We start from the raw sequence: 1581 nt of genomic DNA, 5'->3' as shown, positions 1-1581 counted from the left end.
TCGAGCCGGTGAGGCCCGCGGCGCGGACCGCCCCCGCGACCTGTCGGGCACCGCCGCACCCGTGGCCGCGCTCACGCGCCCGCTCGGCGTCGGTTCCGCCGTCACCGTCTCGGCGCCCGTGGCTCCGCGGAAGATCCCGATCCCCACCGTCACCGCGAACGCCAGCAGCACGAGCACGATGACCGCGCCGACCCCCAGGCGCCGACGCGGAGAGAGCCGTTCCGCGGGCGGGTCGGGATCGATCGTCACGCCAGCACGTTACGAAGTCCCGGAGAGCGCGCGCGGGCGCCAACCCGCGAACGGTGGACAACCGGCACGGTCGGGCCGCTGGGGAGGACCGGCGCCTACCCTGGAGCGATGAACGAGAACGCCTGGCGGGCGATCCTCGCCGCCCTCTCCGACGACTCCGCCCGCGTGGTCTACGCGCACGCCGTCCTCGGCGAACCGATCGCCCCGGTCCTCGCGGGGCTCGCCCCGTCCCGCGCCCGCCGCGTCACGGCGGCGCTCACGTCGGCCGGTCTCCTCGTCGAGACCGCAGACGGGTACGCCGTCTCTCCCTCGGTCTTCGCTGACGCTCTCGCAGTCGCGCCACGCCCCGCGCGTCCGACGGGCGTCGACAGATTCTTCACCGATGGCCGACTCACGGACTATCCCTCTCGCGCCGGAGATCGGCGCGAAGTCCTGGCAACCGTGGCATCCCGGATCCTCACCGGGGGCGAGCGCCTCACCGAACCCGAGATCAACGAGCGGCTCAGCGCGATCGTCGACGACGTCGCCGCGATCCGCCGCTACCTGGTCGACGAGGGCCTCATCGAACGCACGCGCTCCGGCACGGAGTACGCCCTGGCTCGTCCGTGAACGACGGATGCCACGCCCCCACGCTCCGCGAAGCGCCGGGGACGTGGCATCCGGAACGAAGAACTACTTCGTCGAGAAGCTGACCACCTTCGGGGGACGCACGACCGCGCGCACGATCTCGCGGTCGCCGAGCGCCCGGCGCACCTTCTCGTCGGCTCTGGCGGCGGCCTCGAGCGCGTCGGCGCCGATCTTGGCCGAGACCTCGATCGTGCCGCGGACCTTGCCGTCGATCTGCACGACGGCGGTGACCGTGTCCTCCACGAGCAGCGTCGGGTCGGCCTGGCGCCAGGTCACGAGGCCGACGAAGCCGTCGTAGCCCAGCGTCTGCCACATCTCCTCGGCGGTGTGCGGGGCGAAGAGGTCGAGGGTCATCGCGATGACCTCGGCGGCCTCGCGGACGGCGGGGTCGCTCGCACCGGCGGAGCCATCGATGGCTTTACGGGTGGCGTTGACCAGCTCCATGAGGCGGGCGACGACGACGTTGAACTTCGTCTGCTCGACCAAGCCCGGCGCCTCGGCGAGGAGCCGGTGCGTCACACGGCGGAGCGACGCGTCGCCCTCGGCCCACACCACGTCGGTCGCGCTGTCCACGTCGTGCGCGATGCGGAGCGCCCGCGCGAGGAACTTCGCCGCGCCCGTGGTCGAGAGGTCGTTCCAGTCCTTGTCGTCCTCCACCGGGCCGGCAAGGGCAGCGCGACGCGCAGCGCGTCAGCGCCGTGGGCG

General features: G+C 72.9%; 1 protein-coding gene and 2 pseudogenes. 1 reads left to right on the top strand and 2 read right to left on the bottom strand.

What is annotated here, in order from left to right; genetic code table 11:
* Nucleotides 1-249: pseudogene (locus I5G_RS22295) on the bottom strand (hypothetical protein); the annotation flags it as partial.
* 108 nt (nucleotides 250-357) lie between these two features.
* Between I5G_RS22295 and I5G_RS12610 the strand changes: the two are divergent.
* Complete coding sequence (locus tag I5G_RS12610) at nucleotides 358-858, top strand: DUF2087 domain-containing protein (protein WP_022879381.1); 501 nt, start codon at nucleotides 358-360, stop codon at nucleotides 856-858.
* A 63-nt stretch (nucleotides 859-921) separates the two neighbouring features.
* On the opposite strand, the pseudogene I5G_RS12605 reads toward I5G_RS12610, so the two are convergent.
* Nucleotides 922-1581 (bottom strand): annotated as a pseudogene (locus I5G_RS12605) (class I tRNA ligase family protein); the annotation flags it as partial.

The organism is Microbacterium sp. B19, assembly GCF_000333395.1.
Lineage (GTDB): Bacteria > Actinomycetota > Actinomycetes > Actinomycetales > Microbacteriaceae > Microbacterium.
The sequence above is the reverse complement of the archived record's forward strand: the minus strand, read 5'-3'. Positions and strand labels throughout refer to the sequence as shown.